This window comes from Massilia horti (assembly GCF_004614195.1).
Classification (GTDB): domain Bacteria; phylum Pseudomonadota; class Gammaproteobacteria; order Burkholderiales; family Burkholderiaceae_D; genus Telluria; species Telluria horti.
In genome coordinates this window covers 13367-35515 of record NZ_SPUM01000141.1, presented here as the reverse complement: position 1 = coordinate 35515, position 22149 = coordinate 13367, and the positions used below count along the sequence as shown (strand labels likewise).

General features: G+C 64.1%; 18 protein-coding genes. 10 read left to right on the top strand and 8 right to left on the bottom strand.

Annotation, left to right across the window (positions count from 1 at the left end):
• The first annotated feature begins 89 nt into the window (after nt 1-89).
• Complete coding sequence (locus E4O92_RS22205) at nt 90-965, top strand: NAD kinase (RefSeq protein ID WP_135191833.1); 876 nt, start codon at nt 90-92, stop codon at nt 963-965.
• Nucleotides 966-1022: 57 nt separating this feature from the next.
• Nucleotides 1023-2687 (top strand): DNA repair protein RecN, encoded by a 1665-nt coding sequence (recN, locus tag E4O92_RS22200; RefSeq protein ID WP_135191834.1) that lies wholly within the window; start codon nt 1023-1025, stop codon nt 2685-2687.
• Between the two features lie 286 nt (nt 2688-2973).
• On the opposite strand, the gene E4O92_RS22195 is transcribed toward recN, so the two are convergent.
• Nucleotides 2974-3828, bottom strand: coding sequence for an SDR family oxidoreductase (locus E4O92_RS22195; protein WP_135191835.1), 855 nt, complete (start codon nt 3826-3828; stop codon nt 2974-2976).
• 130 nt (nt 3829-3958) lie between these two features.
• On the opposite strand from E4O92_RS22195, the gene hemH (E4O92_RS22190) reads away from it, so the two are divergent.
• The 6 genes from hemH (E4O92_RS22190) (at nt 3959) to E4O92_RS22165 (ending at nt 10548) form a co-directional block, all read left to right on the top strand.
• Nucleotides 3959-5068 (top strand): ferrochelatase, encoded by a 1110-nt coding sequence (hemH, locus tag E4O92_RS22190; RefSeq protein ID WP_135191836.1) that lies wholly within the window; start codon nt 3959-3961, stop codon nt 5066-5068.
• Nucleotides 5069-5473: 405 nt separating this feature from the next.
• A complete protein-coding gene (grpE, locus tag E4O92_RS22185; RefSeq protein WP_135191837.1) occupies nt 5474-6022 on the top strand; it encodes a nucleotide exchange factor GrpE in 549 nt (182 codons plus the stop codon).
• Nucleotides 6023-6147: 125 nt separating this feature from the next.
• Entirely contained in the window at nt 6148-8094 is a 1947-nt protein-coding gene (gene dnaK / locus E4O92_RS22180; protein WP_135191838.1) for a molecular chaperone DnaK, read from the top strand.
• Nucleotides 8095-8199: 105 nt separating this feature from the next.
• A complete protein-coding gene (gene dnaJ, locus E4O92_RS22175; protein WP_135191839.1) occupies nt 8200-9330 on the top strand; it encodes a molecular chaperone DnaJ in 1131 nt (376 codons plus the stop codon).
• Between the two features lie 154 nt (nt 9331-9484).
• The gene (can, locus tag E4O92_RS22170) at nt 9485-10162 is read left to right on the top strand and encodes a carbonate dehydratase (RefSeq protein ID WP_135090756.1); all 678 of its coding nucleotides are present in this window, start codon (nt 9485-9487) and stop codon (nt 10160-10162) included.
• Nucleotides 10159-10548 (top strand): nucleotide pyrophosphohydrolase, encoded by a 390-nt coding sequence (locus tag E4O92_RS22165; RefSeq protein WP_135090755.1) that lies wholly within the window; start codon nt 10159-10161, stop codon nt 10546-10548. Before can (E4O92_RS22170) ends, E4O92_RS22165 begins: the two co-directional genes overlap by 4 nt.
• Nucleotides 10549-10682: 134 nt before the next feature.
• Here the strand turns inward: E4O92_RS22165 and E4O92_RS22160 are convergent, their stop codons facing one another.
• Nucleotides 10683-12296 carry a methyl-accepting chemotaxis protein gene (locus tag E4O92_RS22160; RefSeq protein ID WP_135191840.1) on the bottom strand — a complete coding sequence of 538 codons (1614 nt, stop codon included), beginning with the start codon at nt 12294-12296 and terminating at the stop codon, nt 10683-10685.
• A 432-nt stretch (nt 12297-12728) separates the two neighbouring features.
• Between E4O92_RS22160 and E4O92_RS22155 the strand changes: the two genes are divergently transcribed.
• A complete protein-coding gene (locus tag E4O92_RS22155) occupies nt 12729-14342 on the top strand; it encodes a methyl-accepting chemotaxis protein (RefSeq protein ID WP_135191840.1) in 1614 nt (537 codons plus the stop codon).
• A gap of 134 nt (nt 14343-14476) precedes the next feature.
• Here the strand turns inward: E4O92_RS22155 and E4O92_RS22150 are convergent, their stop codons facing one another.
• The 6 genes from E4O92_RS22150 to hemH (E4O92_RS22125) form a co-directional block, all read right to left on the bottom strand.
• A complete protein-coding gene (locus E4O92_RS22150) occupies nt 14477-14866 on the bottom strand; it encodes a nucleotide pyrophosphohydrolase (RefSeq protein ID WP_135090755.1) in 390 nt (129 codons plus the stop codon).
• The gene (gene can / locus E4O92_RS22145) at nt 14863-15540 is read right to left on the bottom strand and encodes a carbonate dehydratase (protein ID WP_135090756.1); all 678 of its coding nucleotides are present in this window, start codon (nt 15538-15540) and stop codon (nt 14863-14865) included. Before can (E4O92_RS22145) ends, E4O92_RS22150 begins: the two co-directional genes overlap by 4 nt.
• A gap of 154 nt (nt 15541-15694) precedes the next feature.
• Nucleotides 15695-16825, bottom strand: a complete 1131-nt coding sequence (dnaJ, locus tag E4O92_RS22140; RefSeq protein ID WP_135191839.1) for a molecular chaperone DnaJ — start codon at nt 16823-16825, stop codon at nt 15695-15697.
• A 105-nt stretch (nt 16826-16930) separates the two neighbouring features.
• Nucleotides 16931-18877, bottom strand: coding sequence for a molecular chaperone DnaK (gene dnaK, locus E4O92_RS22135; RefSeq protein ID WP_135191838.1), 1947 nt, complete (start codon nt 18875-18877; stop codon nt 16931-16933).
• A 125-nt stretch (nt 18878-19002) separates the two neighbouring features.
• Nucleotides 19003-19551, bottom strand: a complete 549-nt coding sequence (gene grpE, locus E4O92_RS22130) for a nucleotide exchange factor GrpE (protein ID WP_135191837.1) — start codon at nt 19549-19551, stop codon at nt 19003-19005.
• A gap of 405 nt (nt 19552-19956) precedes the next feature.
• Nucleotides 19957-21066 (bottom strand): ferrochelatase, encoded by a 1110-nt coding sequence (gene hemH / locus E4O92_RS22125; RefSeq protein ID WP_135191836.1) that lies wholly within the window; start codon nt 21064-21066, stop codon nt 19957-19959.
• A gap of 130 nt (nt 21067-21196) precedes the next feature.
• Here hemH (E4O92_RS22125) and E4O92_RS22120 point away from each other — a divergent pair, with 130 nt between their 5' ends.
• Complete coding sequence (locus E4O92_RS22120; RefSeq protein WP_135191835.1) at nt 21197-22051, top strand: SDR family oxidoreductase; 855 nt, start codon at nt 21197-21199, stop codon at nt 22049-22051.
• Nucleotides 22052-22149 lie beyond the last annotated feature (98 nt).

The window sequence follows — 22149 nt, the reverse complement described above, 5'->3', positions numbered from 1 at the left end:
TGTACAGTATTTGCTGGGCGGCCTTGTAGCAGAAGCAGGAATTATCGGTTAATCTCCGCGTGTTCCGTCACCGTCCGCGCACCAATCCTATGTCCGCTACGCCTGAACCGCAAAAAATCATCGCGCTGGTCGTGCGGCACAACACGGCCGGCATCGAAGGCCCGGTCACCAACATCGTCCAGTTCCTGCAGCACGCCGGCTACCGCGTTGTGTTCGAGGCCGAGACCGCGGCCCACGTGCGCCTGCCCGGCATCGACGCGATGACGGTCACTGAAATCGGCGAGCGCGCAAGCGCGGCGGTGGTGGTCGGCGGCGACGGCACCATGCTCGGCATCGCGCGCCAGCTGGCCAGGTACGAGGTGCCGCTGATCGGTATTAACCAGGGCCGCCTGGGCTTCATGACCGATATCCCGATCGAGCGCATGGTGCCGGCGCTGGGCGAGATTCTCGAGGGCCAGGCCAGTGCCGAAAAGCGCACGCTGCTCCAGGGGCGGGTGCTGCGCGCCGGCGAGGAGATCTTTTGCGCCGTCGCGGTCAACGACGTGGTGGTCGCGCGCGGCACCGGCGCCGGCATGGCCGAGCTGAAGGTCACGGTCGACGGGCAGTTCATGTACAACCAGCGTTCGGACGGGCTGATCGTGGCCACGCCGACCGGCTCGACCGCCTACGCGCTGTCGGCCGGCGGGCCGCTGCTGCACCCGACGCTGGCCGGCATATCGCTGGTGCCGATCGCGCCGCACGCGCTGTCGAACCGCCCGATCGTGGTGCCCGACTCCAGCGAGATCGTGGTCGAGATCGTCGGCGGGCGCGACATCTCGGTCAACTTCGACATGCAGACCTTCGCCAGCCTGCAGCACGGCGACAAAATCGTGATCGCGCGCGCGCCGCACAGCATCACCTTCCTGCATCCGGAAGGCTGGAGCTATTACCACACGCTGCGCGAAAAGCTGCACTGGAACGAATAAGCCGCCCAACCTCTAAGCCGCAAGATAAGAAACGACACACAGGAGACCAGGTTTTTCATGCTGCGCACACTCACCATCCGCGACTTCGTCATCGTCGATTCGATCGAACTTGAATTCTCCAGCGGTTTTTCCGTTTTCACCGGCGAGACCGGCGCCGGCAAGTCGATCCTGATCGATGCGCTGCAGTTGGCGCTGGGCGGGCGGGGCGAGGCCAGCATGGTGCGCGAGGGCGCAGCCAAGGCCGACATCAGCGCCGACTTCGCGGTGAACGAGGCGGCCGGCAACTGGCTGGCGCAGCACGAGTTCGCGGTCGAGGAGGGCGGGGCGCTGCTGCGCCGCGTGATCGACAACGCCGGCCGCTCCAAGGCCTACATCAACGGCATCGCCGCCACCGCCGCCCAGCTGCGCGAGCTGGGCGACCTGCTGGTCGATATCCACGGCCAGCACGCGCACCAGTCGCTGCTCAAGCTTGACGCACAGCGCGCTTTGCTCGACAACCAGGTCGCGGTGCGCAACCCGGCCGCGCGCGGCGAGGTCCAAGCGGTGGCCAATGCGTACAAGGCGTGGCGCGCGTTGTCGCGCCAGCGCGAGGAATACGAAACCAATGCCAAGAACGTGCTGCTCGAACGCGAGCGGCTCGAGTGGCAGGTGGGGGAGCTGGACAAGCTGGCCGCCAAGCCGGGCGAATGGGCCGAGATCACCAACGAGCACAGCCGCCTGTCGCATGCGGCCAGCCTGCTCGAAGGGGCGCAGGAAGCGCTGGCTGTCATCTCGGAGTCGGATCATCCGATCCTGTCGCAGCTGTCGTCGCTGAACCAGAAGCTGTCCAAGCTGGCCGACGTCGACGCGGGGCTGCAGGGGGTGCTCGACTGCCTTGAGCCGGCCCGCATCCAGCTGCAGGAAGCAGTGTATGCGCTGAACAATTATCTGGACAAGGTCGAGCTCGATCCCGACCGGCTGCAGCAGGTCGAGGCACGGCTGGACGCGCTCCACACCACCGCGCGCAAGTTCCGCGTGGCGCCGGAAGCGCTGCCGGAAGAACACGCGACGCTGTCCGGCAAGCTGCGGCAGTTGGCCGACGCGACCGACATCGACGGCCTGCGCAAGCAGGAAGAACAGGCGCAGGCGGCGTACATGGGCGCGGCCGAACAGCTTTCGCGCACCCGCACGCAGGCGGCCAGCCTTCTGAGCAGCCAGGTGACGGCCGCGATGCAGGAATTGTCGATGAGCGGCGGCAGCTTCGTGGTCGCCCTCAACGCTTGCGAACCGGGTGCGCACGGGCTCGAGCAGGTCGAGTTCATGGTCGCTGGCCACGCCGGTGTTGCGCCGCGGCCGCTGGCCAGGGTGGCGTCGGGCGGCGAACTGGCGCGCATCGCGCTGGCCATTTCCGTCATCACGTCCGACGCGACCACCACGCCGACCCTGATTTTCGACGAGGTCGACACCGGCATCGGCGGCGGCGTGGCCGAGGTGGTGGGGCGCCTGCTCAAACGTCTTGGACAAAGCCGCCAGGTGCTGTGCGTGACCCACCTGCCGCAGGTGGCGAGCCAGGCCAACCAGCACTTCCAGGTGGCCAAGGGCACCACCGAGGCGGGCAAGACGGCCTCGCGCATCGAAGTGCTCGACAGCCAGTCACGGGTGGAGGAAGTGGCGCGTATGCTGGGCGGCATCGAGATCACCGAAACCACGCGTAAGCACGCGCGGGAATTGCTGGCGTCGTAACGGTTGACCTGAGGCGTAGGGGGCGCGGGGCCGCCGAGGACCTGTGCGCACGCGGTCACCGTTTGCGGGCTCGCGGCGCGGCCACCACTGCGCACCCGTACCGCGTGCGCACTGGTGCGCACCCTACGGTGATCAGTCAGGCCCGGCCGTTTGCAGGCGCAGTGGCGTAGGGTGCGCACCTGTGCGCACGCGGTCAACGCTTGCGGGCTCGCGGCGCGGCCACCACTACACACCCGTACCGCGTGCGCACAGTTGCGCACCCTACGAAATTCGGATGCGCCGGTGATCAGGCCGACCCCGCCGTCTGCAGCCGCAGACGGGCCGCCCATTCGCGCAGCGCGTGCGGCGGCCGCCCCAGCACCTGCTGCACGCCGTCGGCCAGCGTGGACGCGTGGTGCAGGCGCACCAGCGAGTGCAGTTCCATGAGCGCGTCGACCAGCCATGCCGGCATCCCGCTGTCTTCCTGCGCCTTTCTCGCCGCCTCCTCCGTCACGTTGACGTAGGTGTACTTGTGGCCGAGTTCCTCGCTCATGACCTGCAGCGCTTCAGCCGTGCTCAGCGGATCGGGGCCGGTGAGCTCGTAGACCTTGCCCGCGTAGCCGTCGTGCGTCAGCACCTTGGCCACCACCTCGCCGATATCGGCCGGGTCGGCCCACGCGGCCTTGCCGTCGCCGTTGGGCAGGTATACCGTGCTGTCGCGCGTCGGCACCACGCCGTAGTAATTGATCAGGTTATCCATGAAAAAGGTCGGCCGCAGGATGGTCCAGGCAATGCCGCTGGCCTTCACTTCCCGTTCGGCGGCAAAATGCTGGCGTTCCAGGATGATGCCCGGATCGGCATCGGCCCCCATCACCGACAGGCGCACGATGTGTTTGACCCCCGCGCGCTTGGCCGTGGCGATCGCCTGCAGCACGTAGCCCACCTGGCGCTCGCTGTTGGGGGTGAGCAGGAACAGGTGTTCCACGCCTTCCATTGCCCTCTGGTAGCTGGACAAGTCGTCCCAGTCGAAGCGCACCGTCTCCGCCTTGACCGCGGCGCGCGAGCCGGAGCGCACCGCCACCTTGAACGGCACGCCCGCCGTGTGCAGCGCGTGCATGGCGGCCCTGCCGATCGTGCCGGTCGCCCCTGTCAACAAGATCATCTCCGCCTCCACTGTGCTGCCAATCCACAACGGGATCGGAAGAACGTAGATTCGCAGCGCTTGCGAGAGGTTCCGGAGCTGGCGATGTACAACTTATAATAGTCGGTCAATCCTTCCATCCGCCCCGCTCATGCCGTTTAAAACAGAACCGCAGCACACCCATGGTGCCGTGCCGCACACCGCGATCGTCCTGGTCAACCTCGGCACGCCCGATGCCCCGACCCGCTCCGCGGTGCGCCGTTATCTGAAGGAATTCCTATCCGATCCGCGGGTGGTGGAGATTCCGCCGCGCCTGTGGTCGCTCATCTTGCACCTGTTCATCCTGCCATTTCGCTCAGGCAAATCGGCAGCCAAATACCGGAAGATCTGGACCCGCGAGGGTTCGCCGCTCAAGGTGCACACCGAGAAGCAGGCGGCGCTGCTGCAGACGCTGCTCCAGGAGCGTGGCCACGACGGGGTGCGGGTGGTAATGGCGATGCGCTACGGCGCGCCGGCGTTGCCCGAGGTGCTGGACCAGCTCAAGCTTGATGGCGTGGACCGCATTGCGCTGCTGCCCGCCTACCCGCAGTATTCCGGAACCACCACCGGCTCGATCTGGGATGCGGTGTTCGGCCACTACCGCCAGATTCGCAATGTGCCCGAGCTGCGGCTGGTGAAGCACTACCACGACCATGACGGCTACCTCGACGCGCTGCGCGACAGCGTGCTGGCCTACTGGGACGCGCATGGCCGCGGCGACAAGCTGGTGATGAGCTTTCATGGCGTACCCAAGCGGACCCTGCTGCTGGGCGACCCTTACCACTGCGAATGCCACAAGACCGCGCGCCTGCTGGCGCGCCGGCTAGGCCTGGCGCCCGACGATTACGTGGTCACCTTCCAGTCCCGCTTTGGCCGCGCCGAGTGGCTGCAGCCTTACACCGCGCCTACCGTGGCGGAACTGGCGCGCGCCGGCACGCGCCGGGTGGACGTGATCTGCCCCGGCTTTATCGGCGACTGCCTGGAAACGCTGGAGGAAATCGGGATGGAGGTCAAGCACGAGTTCGAGGCGGCGGGCGGCCAGGATTTCCATTACATCCCGTGCCTGAATGAATCGCCGGCCTGGATCGCGGGACTGGCGGAGATTGCGGAGCAGCACCTGATCGGCTGGCCGACGATGATGAGCCCGGCGGGGCGGGAAGCGGAGCGGCGCGATGCCCAGCTGGGTCGCGAGCAGGCGCTGCGTCAGGGAGCGGCCGCGTAATATCCGCTCAAGGCGGCCCCTCAAGGCGGCGGCACCGTCCCTGCTAAAATGTTATGTTTTACGGAGAGGTGCCAACGCCGGCGTAGCATATCCACGCCAAGGCCGCGATGGCATAGGCCACCACCACACCGCTGATCAGTTGAAGTTTCATGGGTTCTCCCGCACCTGCCGTCAGCGGCAGGATTTAACAAATAATAAAACTATCAATGAAGGAAAGTATTCGCTGGCGGGTAAATGTTGTAACGAAATGTTGATATTTTTGCTTGGCTTGGCCGTTTGCTTTTTCTGCATGGCAGTTTAGCAATACCTCTTGAAAATGGAGGAGTGCGCCCCATGTTGGGTGCTATGTAGCAATCCGGACAAGTCAGTTAATCCGTCAAGTCCTTGATTCTTAGGAGTTTTTCGATGCAAGACCAAGAAAACCAAGAGGTGTCCAATCAGCCCGAGGGCCAGGACGCGGTCAATCAGCAGCCGGAGCAGGCTGCGCCAAGCGAGCCCGGCCTGGAAGAGCAGCTGAGCGCGACTGAAGCCAAGCTGGCTGAGGTGCATGACGCATTCATGCGCGCCAAGGCCGAGACCGAGAATATCCGCCGCCGCGCGCAGGAGGATGTGAGCAAGGCGCACAAGTTCGCCATCGAAAGCTTCGCCGAGGCGATGGTGCCGGTGCGCGACAGCCTCGAGATGGCCCTGAAGGTCGAGTCGCCGACCGTGGAATCGATCAAGGAAGGCGTCGAAATGACGCTCAAGCAATTGGCCTCCGCGTTCGAGAAGAACCGCCTGATCGAAATCCTGCCCCAGCCGGGGGACAAGCTGGACCCGATGAAGCACCAGGCGATCGCCGTGGTGCCGTCGGACCAGGAGCCGAACACTGTCGTCAGTGTGTTGCAAAAAGGCTACATGATCGCCGATCGCCTGCTGCGTCCGGCCATTGTGACTGCAGCGCAACCCAAATAAACAGAATGATCTGCTGCAACGCAAGGCAGGCCCGCTTTCCGGTGAGCCGAAACTCTTGAAAGCACGCAGTTTTTCCTCATATTAGAACCAATCAAAAACACTTCAGTACAAAAAGGGAAAAAATCATGGGCAGAATTATCGGTATCGACCTGGGGACCACCAACTCCTGCGTCGCGATCGTGGAAAACGGTCAGCCAAAGGTGATCGAGAACGCCGAGGGCGCACGCACCACGCCGTCGATCATTGCGTATCAGGATGACGGCGAGATTCTGGTCGGCGCGCCGGCCAAGCGCCAGGCGGTCACCAACCCCAAGAACACGCTGTTTGCCGTCAAGCGCCTGATCGGCCGCAAGTTCGATGAGAAGGAAGTGCAGAAGGACATCGCCCTGATGCCTTACGAGATCATCAAGGCCGACAACGGCGACGCCTGGATCGGCGTGCGCGACAAGAAGCTGGCGCCGCCGCAGATCTCGGCAGAAACGCTGCGCAAGATGAAGAAGACCGCCGAGGACTACCTGGGCGAGGAAGTGACCGAAGCCGTGATCACGGTGCCGGCCTACTTCAACGACTCGCAGCGCCAGGCCACCAAGGACGCCGGCCGCATCGCCGGCCTGGACGTCAAGCGCATCATCAACGAGCCGACCGCGGCCGCGCTGGCTTTCGGCCTGGACAAGACCGACAAGGGCGACCGCAAGATCGCCGTGTATGACCTGGGCGGCGGCACGTTCGACGTCTCGATCATCGAGATCGCCGACGTCGAAGGCGAGAAGCAGTTCGAGGTGCTGTCGACCAACGGCGACACCTTCCTGGGCGGCGAAGACTTCGACCAGCGCGTGATCGACTACATCATCGACGAGTTCAAGAAGACCTCCGGCATCGACCTGAAGAAGGACCCGATCGCCCTGCAGCGCATCAAGGCCTCGGCCGAGCGCGCCAAGATCGAACTGTCGTCGTCGCAGCAGACCGAAATCAACGAGCCGTACATCGCCATGGCCAACGGCGCGCCTGCGCACCTGACCATGAAGATCACCCGCGCCAAGCTGGAAGCGCTGGTGGAGGAACTGGTCGAGCGCACCATCGAGCCGTGCCGCACCGCGATCAAGGACGCCGGCATCAAGGTGTCGGACATCGACGACATCATCCTGGTCGGCGGCATGACCCGCATGCCGAAGGTGCAGGAGAAGGTCAAGGAGTACTTCGGCAAGGAGCCGCGCAAGGACGTCAACCCGGACGAGGCGGTGGCCGTGGGCGCCGCGATCCAGGGTTCGGTGCTGACCGGCGAGCGCAAGGACCTGCTGCTGCTGGACGTGACCCCGCTGTCGCTGGGCATCGAGACCCTGGGCGGCGTGATGACCAAGATGATCCACAAGAACACCACGATCCCGACCAAGTTCTCGCAGGTGTTCTCGACCGCGGACGACAACCAGCCGGCCGTGACCATCAAGGTCTACCAGGGCGAGCGCGAAATGGCGCAGGCCAACAAGACGCTGGGCGAGTTCAACCTCGAAGGCATCCCGCCGGCACCGCGCGGCACCCCGCAGATCGAAGTGACCTTCGACATCGACGCCAACGGCATCCTGCACGTGTCGGCCAAGGACAAGGCCACCGGCAAGGAGAACAAGATCACCATCAAGGCCAACTCGGGTCTGTCCGAGGCGGAAATCCAGAAGATGGTGAAGGACGCCGAACTGAACGCGGCCGACGACAAGCGCCTCAAGGAGCTGGCCGAGGCGCGCAACCACGGCGACGCGCTGGTGCATTCGACCCGCAAGTCGCTGACGGAATACGGCGACAAGCTCGATGGCGGCGAGAAGGAAAAGATCGAAGCGGCGATCGGCGAGCTGGAAGGCGTGCTCAAGAGCGGCGACAAGGCCGAGATCGACGCCAAGGTGGCGGCGCTGTCGACGGCGGCCCAGAAGCTGGGCGAGAAGATGTACGCCGACATGCAGGCGGCCGGAGCACAGGCCGGTGCGGCCGGCGCGGCCGAGGCTGGCGCGGGCGAGTCGTCGGCAGGCGCCAAGCAGGATGACGTCGTCGACGCCGAATTCAAGGAAGTCAAAGACGCGAAGTAAGCTGTAAAATCGCGGAACCAGCCGAGCCGATGTGACCAGGAAATGGTTCTCCGGCTCGGTTCTTTTTGCACAGACAGTTTTAAATAAACAGCAAGGTGCCGACAAATGGCAAAGCGTGATTTTTACGAGATCCTCGGGGTCGCGAAAAATGCCTCGGAAGAGGACATCAAGAAGGCTTATCGCAAGCTCGCGATGAAATACCATCCTGACCGCAATCCGGATAACAAGGAAGCGGAGGAGAAGTTCAAGGAGGTCAAAGAAGCCTACGAGATGCTGACCAATCCGGAGAAGCGCGAGGCCTATGACCGATACGGGCACGCCGGCGTCGACCCCAACATGGGCGGCGGCGGCTTTGGCGGCGGATTCGGCGCCGGCGGTTTCGGCGACGCGTTCGGCGACATCTTCGGGGACATCTTCGGCGGCGGCCGGCGCAGCAGCGGCGGCCCGCAGGTGTACCGCGGCGCCGACCTGCGCTACAACCTGGAGATCACGCTGGAGCAAGCCGCCAACGGCTTTGACACCACCATCCGCGTGCCCAGCTGGGACAAGTGCGACACCTGCCACGGCAGCGGCGCCAAGCCCGGCACCGCGCCGGTCACCTGCTCGACCTGCCACGGTCACGGCCAGGTACGCATGCAGCAGGGTTTCTTTTCCATCCAGCAGACCTGCCCCAAGTGCCACGGCAGCGGCAAGGTCATTCCGGAACCGTGCGCGGCCTGCGGCGGCGCCGGACGCATCAAGCGCAACAAGACGCTGGAAGTGAAGATCCCGGCCGGTATCGACAACGGCATGCGCATCCGCTCGACCGGCAACGGCGAGCCGGGCACCAACGGCGGGCCGCCGGGCGACCTGTACGTGGAGATCCACATCAAGCCGCACCCGGTGTTCCAGCGCGAAGGCGACGACCTGCATTGCGAAATGCCGATCTCGTTTTCCAAGGCGGCGCTGGGCGGCGAGATCGAGGTGCCGACCCTGTCGGGCAAGGTATCGTTCACGGTGCCGGAAGGCACCCAGACTGGCAAGACCTTCCGCCTGAAGGGCAAGGGCATCAAGGGCGTGCGCTCCGGCTACGCGGGCGACCTGTTCTGCCACGTGGTGGTGGAAACGCCGGTCAAGCTGACCGACAAGCAGAAGGACCTGCTACGCGAATTCGACCGCCTGACCAAAGAGGGCGGTTCCAAGCACAGCCCGCAGAGCAAGGGCTGGATGGACAAGGTCAAGGACTTCTTCGAGTAAGCAATCCAAAGCAACCGCTGAGCGCCCCGGCCCTCGGCGGTTTTTCGTAGGGTGCGCACCCGTGCGCACGCGTGACGCATGAACAGTGTTGGCCACGCACGGGGGCAGGAAAGGTATGAGCGCACCCTGCCAGCACTAACCAAACGGGAATCACATGGCTCAAACCCCCACCGGCCTCACCGCCGAAGACCTCTTTGAACGCAACCGCAAGTGGGCAGCGTTGATGATCGACCAGGACCCGGACTTCTTCAAGGACCTGGCTTCGCAGCAGGCGCCCGAGTACCTGTGGATCGGCTGCTCGGACAGCCGCGTGCCGGCCAACGAACTGGTGGGCATGGCGCCGGGCGAACTGTTCGTCCACCGCAACATCGCCAACGTGGTGGTGCATTCGGACCTGAACTGCCTGACCGTGCTGCAGTTCGCGATTGACGTGCTCAAGGTCAAGCACATCATCCTGTGCGGCCACTACGGCTGCTCGGGCGTGTCTGCCGCGTTGAATAACACCAGAGTGGGCCTGGCCGACAACTGGCTGCGCCACGTGCGCGACGTGCACGACAAGCACGAGAAATACCTGGGCAACGTGAGCGGCGCGGCCGCCGCCAACCGCCTGGTCGAGCTGAACGTGGCCGAGCAGGTGATCAACGTGGCGCAGACGACGGTCGTGCGCGACGCCTGGGAACGCGGCCAGCCGCTGACCATCCACAGCTGGGTCTACGGCGTGCACGACGGCCTGTTGCGCGACCTGGGCATTACCGTCAGCAGCCATGAAGAGATCGCGCCCAAGCTCGAGGTGATCCTGCAGCGCTACCTGGAAGCGGGAGCGCAACGGTGAACGGTGACGGGCAAGGCGAGCTGGCGCGGCTGCGCGACCTGGTGCGCGAGTTCGTCGACGAGCGCGACTGGGACCAGTTCCACACGCCCAAGAACCTGGCCGCGGCGCTGTCGGTCGAGGCGGCCGAGCTGCTGGAGCATTTCCAGTGGCTGCAGAACGGCCGCCGCGACGAACTGGGCGAGGACAAGCTGCGCCAGGTGCGTCACGAGATCGCCGATGTGATGGTGTACCTGGTGCGCATCGCGGACAAGCTGGACATCGACCTGATGAGCGCTGTCGAGGAAAAGATGGTCATCAACCGCGCCAAGTACCCGGCCGCGCTGGTGCGCGGCGATGCGCGCAAGTACAGTGAGTACAAACACGCGGACCAGCGCGCGGCTGACTGAATCACAACAATAGTTAGCCCAAAAACCGTCGTCCCCGCGTAGGCGGGGACCCATAGTGAGCATCTATTCACGCGGCCTATGGGTTCCCGCCTGTGCGGGAACGACGTGTTATTTTTCGTGCGCTGGTGATTCAGTTACGATTCGAGTAGGCCGCGCCCCAAGTTCGCCACGGCTACCGCGCGTGCCGAAGTCGATGCCTGCGCCGCGCCGCCCTCCAGCCTGAACACCGCCACCACACCAGCCAGCCGCGCCGACTGTTCCTGCAGCGCCTGCGCGGCGGTCGACGCCTGCTCCACCAGCGCCGCGTTCTGCTGCGTGACCGCATCCATCTCCACGATCGCCCGGTTGATCTGCTCGATCCCGCTTTCCTGCTCGCGGCTGGCGGCCGCGATCTCGCCCATGATGTCGGTGACCCGGCGCACGCTGGTGACGATCTCGTCCATCGTGGTGCCGGCCTGATTGACCAGCCGGCTGCCCTGGTCCACCTTCTCGACCGAATCGTCGATCAGAGTCTTGATCTCCTTGGCCGCCGCGGCCGAGCGTTGGGCCAGGCTGCGCACTTCGCTGGCCACCACCGCAAACCCGCGTCCCTGTTCGCCGGCGCGCGCCGCTTCCACCGCCGCGTTCAGCGCCAGGATGTTGGTCTGGAACGCGATGCCGTCGATGACCCCGATGATGTCGGCGATCTTGTCGGCCGACGCGTGGATCGCGCTCATCGTGCTGACCACTTCGTTCACCACGGCGCCGCCGCGTCGTGCCACACTTGATGCCGATTCGGCCAGTTGGTTGGCCTGCCGCGCATTGTCGGCATTTTGCTTGACCGTGCCGGTCAGTTCCTCCATCGAGGATGCCGTTTCCTCCAGCGCCCCGGCCTGCTGCTCGGTGCGCGACGACAGGTCCAGGTTGCCGGACGCGATCTGGCTCGACGCGGCTGCGATCGTGTCGGTGCCGCCGCGCACCTGGCCCACGATGTTCTGGAGCGCCGCGTTCATCTCCTTGAGCGCTTGCAGCAGCTGGCCGGTTTCGTCCTTGCTGTGAACATCGATCCGGCTGGTCAGGTCGCCGGTCGCGACGGTCTGCGCGATCCGCACCGCCTCTTTCAACGGGCGGGTGATCGAACGGGTGATCTGCCAGCCAACCGCAATCGCGATCAGCACGGCAGCCAGGCCCACGCCGCCCAGCAGCAGGCGGCTGTGAGCATAATGGCGCTCGCTGGTGACGTAGTCCTCGTTATTGCGTACGCCTTGCTCATCGCCCAGCTCCTTGAGCGCTTTCGCCCACGCCTTCATGGCCGGCACCACGCGCTCGCGCAGCAGGTGCCCGGCCTCGTCGTTCCTGTTCTGCCGGCCCAGGTCCAGGGTTTCGGCCAACAGGGGCGCGGCGCTGGCGCGCGCGGCCGCGACCTTCTTGAGCAGCGCGCGGGTCTGGTCATCCTTGGTCATCGTGTTGATGACGCCTTCGGCGCTGTCATAGTCCTTCCATGCCTGCTTGATCGAGTCCGACTGCGCGGCCAGTTCCTCGTGCGTGGACAGCAGGATCATGTCGCGCACGCCGATCGACAGCATGCGCTGCGCATCGCGCATGTCGGTGGCGGCGTCCAGGCTGACGTTGTTAACTTTGACAACCGTGGCGAGCAGGTCATTGGTGGCGGCCATGCCGGTGAGTCCGCTCCAGACGACCACGACGAGCAACGCCAATATCGTGCCAAAGCCGAGCGTGAGGCGCTGGCCGATCTTTAAATTCTTCATTTTTTCGAACGCTTTACTGTTTTATTTGAATGACAATTTCAGGCGGGTGCTGGGATGAGGAAATTTATAACCCGCATGCATATCTTAGTAGGATTAGTCCTACAAGTAAGTTGCGAAGTGTATATAAATCTTTATGGGTGGAAATCCAGCAACGGAAAGACGTAGGGTGTGCAGCTTTGCTGCGCACGCGGTCACGGCATGCGGGCTCGCGGCTGCCGCGCCACTGCGCTGAATTTGCGAACCGCGTGCGCAGCAAAGCTGCACACCCTACGTCTTTCCGTTGCTGGATTTCCACCCATAAAGATTTATATACACTTCGCAACTTACTTGTAGGACTAATCCTACTAAGATATGCATGCGGGTTATAAATTTCCTCATCCCAGCACCCGCCTGAAATTGTCATTCAAATAAAACAGTAAAGCGTTCGAAAAAATGAAGAATTTAAAGATCGGCCAGCGCCTCACGCTCGGCTTTGGCACGATATTGGCGTTGCTCGTCGTGGTCGTCTGGAGCGGACTCACCGGCATGGCCGCCACCAATGACCTGCTCGCCACGGTTGTCAAAGTTAACAACGTCAGCCTGGACGCCGCCACCGACATGCGCGATGCGCAGCGCATGCTGTCGATCGGCGTGCGCGACATGATCCTGCTGTCCACGCACGAGGAACTGGCCGCGCAGTCGGACTCGATCAAGCAGGCATGGAAGGACTATGACAGCGCCGAAGGCGTCATCAACACGATGACCAAGGATGACCAGACCCGCGCGCTGCTCAAGAAGGTCGCGGCCGCGCGCGCCAGCGCCGCGCCCCTGTTGGCCGAAACCCTGGACCTGGGCCGGCAGAACAGGAACGACGAGGCCGGGCACCTGCTGCGCGAGCGCGTGGTGCCGGCCATGAAGGCGTGGGCGAAAGCGCTCAAGGAGCTGGGCGATGAGCAAGGCGTACGCAATAACGAGGACTACGTCACCAGCGAGCGCCATTATGCTCACAGCCGCCTGCTGCTGGGCGGCGTGGGCCTGGCTGCCGTGCTGATCGCGATTGCGGTTGGCTGGCAGATCACCCGTTCGATCACCCGCCCGTTGAAAGAGGCGGTGCGGATCGCGCAGACCGTCGCGACCGGCGACCTGACCAGCCGGATCGATGTTCACAGCAAGGACGAAACCGGCCAGCTGCTGCAAGCGCTCAAGGAGATGAACGCGGCGCTCCAGAACATCGTGGGCCAGGTGCGCGGCGGCACCGACACGATCGCAGCCGCGTCGAGCCAGATCGCGTCCGGCAACCTGGACCTGTCGTCGCGCACCGAGCAGCAGGCCGGGGCGCTGGAGGAAACGGCATCCTCGATGGAGGAACTGACCGGCACGGTCAAGCAAAATGCCGACAATGCGCGGCAGGCCAACCAACTGGCCGAATCGGCATCAAGTGTGGCACGACGCGGCGGCGCCGTGGTGAACGAAGTGGTCAGCACGATGAGCGCGATCCACGCGTCGGCCGACAAGATCGCCGACATCATCGGGGTCATCGACGGCATCGCGTTCCAGACCAACATCCTGGCGCTGAACGCGGCGGTGGAAGCGGCGCGCGCCGGCGAACAGGGACGCGGGTTTGCGGTGGTGGCCAGCGAAGTGCGCAGCCTGGCCCAACGCTCGGCCGCGGCGGCCAAGGAGATCAAGACTCTGATCGACGATTCGGTCGAGAAGGTGGACCAGGGCAGCCGGCTGGTCAATCAGGCCGGCACCACGATGGACGAGATCGTCACCAGCGTGCGCCGGGTCACCGACATCATGGGCGAGATCGCGGCCGCCAGCCGCGAGCAGGAAAGCGGGATCGAGCAGATCAACCGGGCGATCGTGGAGATGGATGCGGTCACGCAGCAGAACGCGGCGCTGGTGGAGCAGGCGTCGACCGCCGCGCAGGCGCTGCAGGAACAGTCGGCGCGGCTGGCTGGTGTGGTGGCGGTGTTCAGGCTGGAGGGCGGCGCGGCGCAGGCATCGACTTCGGCACGCGCGGTAGCCGTGGCGAACTTGGGGCGCGGCCTACTCGAATCGTAACTGAATCACCAGCGCACGAAAAATAACACGTCGTTCCCGCACAGGCGGGAACCCATAGGCCGCGTGAATAGATGCTCACTATGGGTCCCCGCCTACGCGGGGACGACGGTTTTTGGGCTAACTATTGTTGTGATTCAGTCAGCCGCGCGCTGGTCCGCGTGTTTGTACTCACTGTACTTGCGCGCATCGCCGCGCACCAGCGCGGCCGGGTACTTGGCGCGGTTGATGACCATCTTTTCCTCGACAGCGCTCATCAGGTCGATGTCCAGCTTGTCCGCGATGCGCACCAGGTACACCATCACATCGGCGATCTCGTGACGCACCTGGCGCAGCTTGTCCTCGCCCAGTTCGTCGCGGCGGCCGTTCTGCAGCCACTGGAAATGCTCCAGCAGCTCGGCCGCCTCGACCGACAGCGCCGCGGCCAGGTTCTTGGGCGTGTGGAACTGGTCCCAGTCGCGCTCGTCGACGAACTCGCGCACCAGGTCGCGCAGCCGCGCCAGCTCGCCTTGCCCGTCACCGTTCACCGTTGCGCTCCCGCTTCCAGGTAGCGCTGCAGGATCACCTCGAGCTTGGGCGCGATCTCTTCATGGCTGCTGACGGTAATGCCCAGGTCGCGCAACAGGCCGTCGTGCACGCCGTAGACCCAGCTGTGGATGGTCAGCGGCTGGCCGCGTTCCCAGGCGTCGCGCACGACCGTCGTCTGCGCCACGTTGATCACCTGCTCGGCCACGTTCAGCTCGACCAGGCGGTTGGCGGCGGCCGCGCCGCTCACGTTGCCCAGGTATTTCTCGTGCTTGTCGTGCACGTCGCGCACGTGGCGCAGCCAGTTGTCGGCCAGGCCCACTCTGGTGTTATTCAACGCGGCAGACACGCCCGAGCAGCCGTAGTGGCCGCACAGGATGATGTGCTTGACCTTGAGCACGTCAATCGCGAACTGCAGCACGGTCAGGCAGTTCAGGTCCGAATGCACCACCACGTTGGCGATGTTGCGGTGGACGAACAGTTCGCCCGGCGCCATGCCCACCAGTTCGTTGGCCGGCACGCGGCTGTCCGAGCAGCCGATCCACAGGTACTCGGGCGCCTGCTGCGAAGCCAGGTCCTTGAAGAAGTCCGGGTCCTGGTCGATCATCAACGCTGCCCACTTGCGGTTGCGTTCAAAGAGGTCTTCGGCGGTGAGGCCGGTGGGGGTTTGAGCCATGTGATTCCCGTTTGGTTAGTGCTGGCAGGGTGCGCTCATACCTTTCCTGCCCCCGTGCGTGGCCAACACTGTTCATGCGTCACGCGTGCGCACGGGTGCGCACCCTACGAAAAACCGCCGAGGGCCGGGGCGCTCAGCGGTTGCTTTGGATTGCTTACTCGAAGAAGTCCTTGACCTTGTCCATCCAGCCCTTGCTCTGCGGGCTGTGCTTGGAACCGCCCTCTTTGGTCAGGCGGTCGAATTCGCGTAGCAGGTCCTTCTGCTTGTCGGTCAGCTTGACCGGCGTTTCCACCACCACGTGGCAGAACAGGTCGCCCGCGTAGCCGGAGCGCACGCCCTTGATGCCCTTGCCCTTCAGGCGGAAGGTCTTGCCAGTCTGGGTGCCTTCCGGCACCGTGAACGATACCTTGCCCGACAGGGTCGGCACCTCGATCTCGCCGCCCAGCGCCGCCTTGGAAAACGAGATCGGCATTTCGCAATGCAGGTCGTCGCCTTCGCGCTGGAACACCGGGTGCGGCTTGATGTGGATCTCCACGTACAGGTCGCCCGGCGGCCCGCCGTTGGTGCCCGGCTCGCCGTTGCCGGTCGAGCGGATGCGCATGCCGTTGTCGATACCGGCCGGGATCTTCACTTCCAGCGTCTTGTTGCGCTTGATGCGTCCGGCGCCGCCGCAGGCCGCGCACGGTTCCGGAATGACCTTGCCGCTGCCGTGGCACTTGGGGCAGGTCTGCTGGATGGAAAAGAAACCCTGCTGCATGCGTACCTGGCCGTGACCGTGGCAGGTCGAGCAGGTGACCGGCGCGGTGCCGGGCTTGGCGCCGCTGCCGTGGCAGGTGTCGCACTTGTCCCAGCTGGGCACGCGGATGGTGGTGTCAAAGCCGTTGGCGGCTTGCTCCAGCGTGATCTCCAGGTTGTAGCGCAGGTCGGCGCCGCGGTACACCTGCGGGCCGCCGCTGCTGCGCCGGCCGCCGCCGAAGATGTCCCCGAAGATGTCGCCGAACGCGTCGCCGAAACCGCCGGCGCCGAATCCGCCGCCAAAGCCGCCGCCGCCCATGTTGGGGTCGACGCCGGCGTGCCCGTATCGGTCATAGGCCTCGCGCTTCTCCGGATTGGTCAGCATCTCGTAGGCTTCTTTGACCTCCTTGAACTTCTCCTCCGCTTCCTTGTTATCCGGATTGCGGTCAGGATGGTATTTCATCGCGAGCTTGCGATAAGCCTTCTTGATGTCCTCTTCCGAGGCATTTTTCGCGACCCCGAGGATCTCGTAAAAATCACGCTTTGCCATTTGTCGGCACCTTGCTGTTTATTTAAAACTGTCTGTGCAAAAAGAACCGAGCCGGAGAACCATTTCCTGGTCACATCGGCTCGGCTGGTTCCGCGATTTTACAGCTTACTTCGCGTCTTTGACTTCCTTGAATTCGGCGTCGACGACGTCATCCTGCTTGGCGCCTGCCGACGACTCGCCCGCGCCAGCCTCGGCCGCGCCGGCCGCACCGGCCTGTGCTCCGGCCGCCTGCATGTCGGCGTACATCTTCTCGCCCAGCTTCTGGGCCGCCGTCGACAGCGCCGCCACCTTGGCGTCGATCTCGGCCTTGTCGCCGCTCTTGAGCACGCCTTCCAGCTCGCCGATCGCCGCTTCGATCTTTTCCTTCTCGCCGCCATCGAGCTTGTCGCCGTATTCCGTCAGCGACTTGCGGGTCGAATGCACCAGCGCGTCGCCGTGGTTGCGCGCCTCGGCCAGCTCCTTGAGGCGCTTGTCGTCGGCCGCGTTCAGTTCGGCGTCCTTCACCATCTTCTGGATTTCCGCCTCGGACAGACCCGAGTTGGCCTTGATGGTGATCTTGTTCTCCTTGCCGGTGGCCTTGTCCTTGGCCGACACGTGCAGGATGCCGTTGGCGTCGATGTCGAAGGTCACTTCGATCTGCGGGGTGCCGCGCGGTGCCGGCGGGATGCCTTCGAGGTTGAACTCGCCCAGCGTCTTGTTGGCCTGCGCCATTTCGCGCTCGCCCTGGTAGACCTTGATGGTCACGGCCGGCTGGTTGTCGTCCGCGGTCGAGAACACCTGCGAGAACTTGGTCGGGATCGTGGTGTTCTTGTGGATCATCTTGGTCATCACGCCGCCCAGGGTCTCGATGCCCAGCGACAGCGGGGTCACGTCCAGCAGCAGCAGGTCCTTGCGCTCGCCGGTCAGCACCGAACCCTGGATCGCGGCGCCCACGGCCACCGCCTCGTCCGGGTTGACGTCCTTGCGCGGCTCCTTGCCGAAGTACTCCTTGACCTTCTCCTGCACCTTCGGCATGCGGGTCATGCCGCCGACCAGGATGATGTCGTCGATGTCCGACACCTTGATGCCGGCGTCCTTGATCGCGGTGCGGCACGGCTCGATGGTGCGCTCGACCAGTTCCTCCACCAGCGCTTCCAGCTTGGCGCGGGTGATCTTCATGGTCAGGTGCGCAGGCGCGCCGTTGGCCATGGCGATGTACGGCTCGTTGATTTCGGTCTGCTGCGACGACGACAGTTCGATCTTGGCGCGCTCGGCCGAGGCCTTGATGCGCTGCAGGGCGATCGGGTCCTTCTTCAGGTCGATGCCGGAGGTCTTCTTGAACTCGTCGATGATGTAGTCGATCACGCGCTGGTCGAAGTCTTCGCCGCCCAGGAAGGTGTCGCCGTTGGTCGACAGCACCTCGAACTGCTTCTCGCCTTCGACGTCGGCGATCTCGATGATCGAGACGTCGAACGTGCCGCCGCCCAGGTCATACACGGCGATCTTGCGGTCGCCCTTGTCGGTCTTGTCCAGGCCGAAAGCCAGCGCGGCCGCGGTCGGCTCGTTGATGATGCGCTTGACGTCCAGGCCGGCGATGCGGCCGGCGTCCTTGGTGGCCTGGCGCTGCGAGTCGTTGAAGTAGGCCGGCACCGTGATCACGGCTTCGGTCACTTCCTCGCCCAGGTAGTCCTCGGCGGTCTTCTTCATCTTGCGCAGCGTTTCTGCCGAGATCTGCGGCGGCGCCAGCTTCTTGTCGCGCACGCCGATCCAGGCGTCGCCGTTGTCGGCCTTGATGATCTCGTAAGGCATCAGGGCGATGTCCTTCTGCACTTCCTTCTCATCGAACTTGCGGCCGATCAGGCGCTTGACGGCAAACAGCGTGTTCTTGGGGTTGGTGACCGCCTGGCGCTTGGCCGGCGCGCCGACCAGAATCTCGCCGTCATCCTGATACGCAATGATCGACGGCGTGGTGCGTGCGCCCTCGGCGTTCTCGATCACCTTTGGCTGACCGTTTTCCACGATCGCGACGCAGGAGTTGGTGGTCCCCAGGTCGATACCGATAATTCTGCCCATGATTTTTTCCCTTTTTGTACTGAAGTGTTTTTGATTGGTTCTAATATGAGGAAAAACTGCGTGCTTTCAAGAGTTTCGGCTCACCGGAAAGCGGGCCTGCCTTGCGTTGCAGCAGATCATTCTGTTTATTTGGGTTGCGCTGCAGTCACAATGGCCGGACGCAGCAGGCGATCGGCGATCATGTAGCCTTTTTGCAACACACTGACGACAGTGTTCGGCTCCTGGTCCGACGGCACCACGGCGATCGCCTGGTGCTTCATCGGGTCCAGCTTGTCCCCCGGCTGGGGCAGGATTTCGATCAGGCGGTTCTTCTCGAACGCGGAGGCCAATTGCTTGAGCGTCATTTCGACGCCTTCCTTGATCGATTCCACGGTCGGCGACTCGACCTTCAGGGCCATCTCGAGGCTGTCGCGCACCGGCACCATCGCCTCGGCGAAGCTTTCGATGGCGAACTTGTGCGCCTTGCTCACATCCTCCTGCGCGCGGCGGCGGATATTCTCGGTCTCGGCCTTGGCGCGCATGAATGCGTCATGCACCTCAGCCAGCTTGGCTTCAGTCGCGCTCAGCTGCTCTTCCAGGCCGGGCTCGCTTGGCGCAGCCTGCTCCGGCTGCTGATTGACCGCGTCCTGGCCCTCGGGCTGATTGGACACCTCTTGGTTTTCTTGGTCTTGCATCGAAAAACTCCTAAGAATCAAGGACTTGACGGATTAACTGACTTGTCCGGATTGCTACATAGCACCCAACATGGGGCGCACTCCTCCATTTTCAAGAGGTATTGCTAAACTGCCATGCAGAAAAAGCAAACGGCCAAGCCAAGCAAAAATATCAACATTTCGTTACAACATTTACCCGCCAGCGAATACTTTCCTTCATTGATAGTTTTATTATTTGTTAAATCCTGCCGCTGACGGCAGGTGCGGGAGAACCCATGAAACTTCAACTGATCAGCGGTGTGGTGGTGGCCTATGCCATCGCGGCCTTGGCGTGGATATGCTACGCCGGCGTTGGCACCTCTCCGTAAAACATAACATTTTAGCAGGGACGGTGCCGCCGCCTTGAGGGGCCGCCTTGAGCGGATATTACGCGGCCGCTCCCTGACGCAGCGCCTGCTCGCGACCCAGCTGGGCATCGCGCCGCTCCGCTTCCCGCCCCGCCGGGCTCATCATCGTCGGCCAGCCGATCAGGTGCTGCTCCGCAATCTCCGCCAGTCCCGCGATCCAGGCCGGCGATTCATTCAGGCACGGGATGTAATGGAAATCCTGGCCGCCCGCCGCCTCGAACTCGTGCTTGACCTCCATCCCGATTTCCTCCAGCGTTTCCAGGCAGTCGCCGATAAAGCCGGGGCAGATCACGTCCACCCGGCGCGTGCCGGCGCGCGCCAGTTCCGCCACGGTAGGCGCGGTGTAAGGCTGCAGCCACTCGGCGCGGCCAAAGCGGGACTGGAAGGTGACCACGTAATCGTCGGGCGCCAGGCCTAGCCGGCGCGCCAGCAGGCGCGCGGTCTTGTGGCATTCGCAGTGGTAAGGGTCGCCCAGCAGCAGGGTCCGCTTGGGTACGCCATGAAAGCTCATCACCAGCTTGTCGCCGCGGCCATGCGCGTCCCAGTAGGCCAGCACGCTGTCGCGCAGCGCGTCGAGGTAGCCGTCATGGTCGTGGTAGTGCTTCACCAGCCGCAGCTCGGGCACATTGCGAATCTGGCGGTAGTGGCCGAACACCGCATCCCAGATCGAGCCGGTGGTGGTTCCGGAATACTGCGGGTAGGCGGGCAGCAGCGCAATGCGGTCCACGCCATCAAGCTTGAGCTGGTCCAGCACCTCGGGCAACGCCGGCGCGCCGTAGCGCATCGCCATTACCACCCGCACCCCGTCGTGGCCACGCTCCTGGAGCAGCGTCTGCAGCAGCGCCGCCTGCTTCTCGGTGTGCACCTTGAGCGGCGAACCCTCGCGGGTCCAGATCTTCCGGTATTTGGCTGCCGATTTGCCTGAGCGAAATGGCAGGATGAACAGGTGCAAGATGAGCGACCACAGGCGCGGCGGAATCTCCACCACCCGCGGATCGGATAGGAATTCCTTCAGATAACGGCGCACCGCGGAGCGGGTCGGGGCATCGGGCGTGCCGAGGTTGACCAGGACGATCGCGGTGTGCGGCACGGCACCATGGGTGTGCTGCGGTTCTGTTTTAAACGGCATGAGCGGGGCGGATGGAAGGATTGACCGACTATTATAAGTTGTACATCGCCAGCTCCGGAACCTCTCGCAAGCGCTGCGAATCTACGTTCTTCCGATCCCGTTGTGGATTGGCAGCACAGTGGAGGCGGAGATGATCTTGTTGACAGGGGCGACCGGCACGATCGGCAGGGCCGCCATGCACGCGCTGCACACGGCGGGCGTGCCGTTCAAGGTGGCGGTGCGCTCCGGCTCGCGCGCCGCGGTCAAGGCGGAGACGGTGCGCTTCGACTGGGACGACTTGTCCAGCTACCAGAGGGCAATGGAAGGCGTGGAACACCTGTTCCTGCTCACCCCCAACAGCGAGCGCCAGGTGGGCTACGTGCTGCAGGCGATCGCCACGGCCAAGCGCGCGGGGGTCAAACACATCGTGCGCCTGTCGGTGATGGGGGCCGATGCCGATCCGGGCATCATCCTGGAACGCCAGCATTTTGCCGCCGAACGGGAAGTGAAGGCCAGCGGCATTGCCTGGACCATCCTGCGGCCGACCTTTTTCATGGATAACCTGATCAATTACTACGGCGTGGTGCCGACGCGCGACAGCACGGTATACCTGCCCAACGGCGACGGCAAGGCCGCGTGGGCCGACCCGGCCGATATCGGCGAGGTGGTGGCCAAGGTGCTGACGCACGACGGCTACGCGGGCAAGGTCTACGAGCTCACCGGCCCCGATCCGCTGAGCACGGCTGAAGCGCTGCAGGTCATGAGCGAGGAACTCGGCCACAAGTACACCTACGTCAACGTGACGGAGGAGGCGGCGAGAAAGGCGCAGGAAGACAGCGGGATGCCGGCATGGCTGGTCGACGCGCTCATGGAACTGCACTCGCTGGTGCGCCTGCACCACGCGTCCACGCTGGCCGACGGCGTGCAGCAGGTGCTGGGGCGGCCGCCGCACGCGCTGCGCGAATGGGCGGCCCGTCTGCGGCTGCAGACGGCGGGGTCGGCCTGATCACCGGCGCATCCGAATTTCGTAGGGTGCGCAACTGTGCGCACGCGGTACGGGTGTGTAGTGGTGGCCGCGCCGCGAGCCCGCAAGCGTTGACCGCG

Bases quoted from the DNA above. Each gene is read 5' to 3' on its own strand.
- E4O92_RS22205 (WP_135191833.1), top strand. From the start codon at position 90: ATGTCCGCTACGCCTGAACCGCAAAAAATCATCGCGCTGGTCGTGCGG.
- recN (WP_135191834.1), top strand. From the start codon at position 1,023: ATGCTGCGCACACTCACCATCCGCGACTTCGTCATCGTCGATTCGATC.
- E4O92_RS22195 (WP_135191835.1), bottom strand. From the start codon at position 3,828: ATGATCTTGTTGACAGGGGCGACCGGCACGATCGGCAGGGCCGCCATG.
- hemH (WP_135191836.1), top strand. From the start codon at position 3,959: ATGCCGTTTAAAACAGAACCGCAGCACACCCATGGTGCCGTGCCGCAC.
- grpE (WP_135191837.1), top strand. From the start codon at position 5,474: ATGCAAGACCAAGAAAACCAAGAGGTGTCCAATCAGCCCGAGGGCCAG.
- dnaK (WP_135191838.1), top strand. From the start codon at position 6,148: ATGGGCAGAATTATCGGTATCGACCTGGGGACCACCAACTCCTGCGTC.
- dnaJ (WP_135191839.1), top strand. From the start codon at position 8,200: ATGGCAAAGCGTGATTTTTACGAGATCCTCGGGGTCGCGAAAAATGCC.
- can (WP_135090756.1), top strand. From the start codon at position 9,485: ATGGCTCAAACCCCCACCGGCCTCACCGCCGAAGACCTCTTTGAACGC.
- E4O92_RS22160 (WP_135191840.1), bottom strand. From the start codon at position 12,296: ATGAAGAATTTAAAGATCGGCCAGCGCCTCACGCTCGGCTTTGGCACG.
- E4O92_RS22155 (WP_135191840.1), top strand. From the start codon at position 12,729: ATGAAGAATTTAAAGATCGGCCAGCGCCTCACGCTCGGCTTTGGCACG.
- can (WP_135090756.1), bottom strand. From the start codon at position 15,540: ATGGCTCAAACCCCCACCGGCCTCACCGCCGAAGACCTCTTTGAACGC.
- dnaJ (WP_135191839.1), bottom strand. From the start codon at position 16,825: ATGGCAAAGCGTGATTTTTACGAGATCCTCGGGGTCGCGAAAAATGCC.
- dnaK (WP_135191838.1), bottom strand. From the start codon at position 18,877: ATGGGCAGAATTATCGGTATCGACCTGGGGACCACCAACTCCTGCGTC.
- grpE (WP_135191837.1), bottom strand. From the start codon at position 19,551: ATGCAAGACCAAGAAAACCAAGAGGTGTCCAATCAGCCCGAGGGCCAG.
- hemH (WP_135191836.1), bottom strand. From the start codon at position 21,066: ATGCCGTTTAAAACAGAACCGCAGCACACCCATGGTGCCGTGCCGCAC.
- E4O92_RS22120 (WP_135191835.1), top strand. From the start codon at position 21,197: ATGATCTTGTTGACAGGGGCGACCGGCACGATCGGCAGGGCCGCCATG.